Here is a 1,622-nt window from a genome sequence, read left to right as displayed (position 1 = left end):
CCGTCAGCGAAACTGAAGAAGGGGAAGGCCTCGCGGCCTCCCCCTTTTTTGCGTTTACGTGCAACATTCCTTATGCAATTAAATCAATTTAATCATCCACCGCTGAATATAGACGTTCACCGTTCTTTGGTCGGTTCTTTGTTCTCAATGGACTAATATTTGCTTTAGCGCACTGCTGCGCTTGTCCTGTTTTACACGGGTCGTTTTATTGAATGTGACGGAAGGACTCACATGGCAGATGTTCATGAGCTGCTTGATACTTGGATTGCCAATGTCAAGGACGAGGAGCTCCTCGCTAAGCTTAACACGATGAAGGAGCAGGGTGATGAGGACGCCATCACCGACGCTTTCTTCCAGGATCTCGCCTTCGGTACCGCCGGCCTTCGCGGCACTATCGGTGCGGGCACTAACCGTATGAATATCTATACGGTCGGTCGTGCGACCCAGGGATTCGCTGACTACCTCAATGCGACCTTCGAGCATCCGACGGTCGCCATCGCTCGCGATAGCCGCAATAAAGGTGAGCTGTTCGTCAAGACGACGGCTGCCATTCTTGCAGCAAACGGCGTGACTGCCCTCGTGTATCCCAAGATTTCTCCCGTGCCGACGCTCTCCTGGGCCGTCCGCGACCTTAAGTGCTCCGGTGGCATTTGCATGACCGCTAGTCATAATCCGGCGCCTTATAACGGCTATAAGGCCTATGGCCCCGACGGCTGCCAGATCACCAGCGAGGCCGCCGATGCAATTTCTAAGGCTATCGCCGAGACCGATACGTTCACCGGCGTGAAGTCCATGGACTTCGATGAGGCTCTTGAGCAGGGTCTGGTCAAATGGATCGATGACTCGTGCCTCGAGCGTTATTACGACGCCGTTCTCGCCCGCGGCGTGACCAACCTTTCTGCCGAGGAGATCGCTGGCGCTCCGCTTAAGCTCGTCTACACTCCGCTCAACGGCACCGGCCTCATTCCCGTCACGACGGTGCTCGAGCGCGCTGGCATCACTGATGTCACGGTTGTTCCCGAGCAGAAGGAGCCTAACGGCGATTTCCCGACCTGCCCGTATCCTAACCCCGAGATTCGTCAGGCCATGCAGAAGGGCATTGACCTGTGCGAGCAGGTTCACCCCGATCTGCTGCTTGCAACCGATCCTGACGCCGATCGCGTTGGCGTTGCCGTTAAGAATGGCGATGACTATCTGCTGCTGACCGGCAATGAGATGGGCGTTCTGCTGCTCGACTATATCTGCAAGACCCGCGCTGCTCGCGGTGAGGACCTCACTAAGAAGGTTGCTGTCACTACTATCGTTTCTTCCGCCATGGTTGACGCTCTGGCCGACGAGTACGGTTTTGAGCTCCGCCGCTGCCTGACGGGCTTCAAGTACATCGGCGACATCATTACTTCTCTTTCCGATGCTGGCGAGGTCAATCGCTTTATCTTCGGTTTTGAGGAGAGCTACGGCTATCTGGCCGGTGACCACGTGCGCGACAAGGACGCCGTGAGCACTTCTCTTCTGATTTGCCAGATGGCGCAGTATTACAAGCTCCAGGGCAAGAACCTTGCAGATGCGATGCACGAGCTGTACGAGAAGTATGGCTACTATCACAACAAGACGATTTCGCTGAG

The 1,622-nt window shown here is 55.6% G+C and carries 1 protein-coding gene; it reads left to right on the top strand.

The features are described from left to right. Nucleotides 1-231 precede the first annotated feature (231 nt). Nucleotides 232-1,622: phospho-sugar mutase (locus PGW49_RS10310; RefSeq protein ID WP_270226438.1), on the top strand; the 1,391-nt coding region annotated here is incomplete at its 3' end.

The sequence above is a fragment of the Collinsella aerofaciens genome (genome assembly GCF_027679495.1).
GTDB lineage: Bacteria > Actinomycetota > Coriobacteriia > Coriobacteriales > Coriobacteriaceae > Collinsella > Collinsella aerofaciens_AK.
This window is presented reverse-complemented; position numbering and strand designations above follow the sequence as displayed.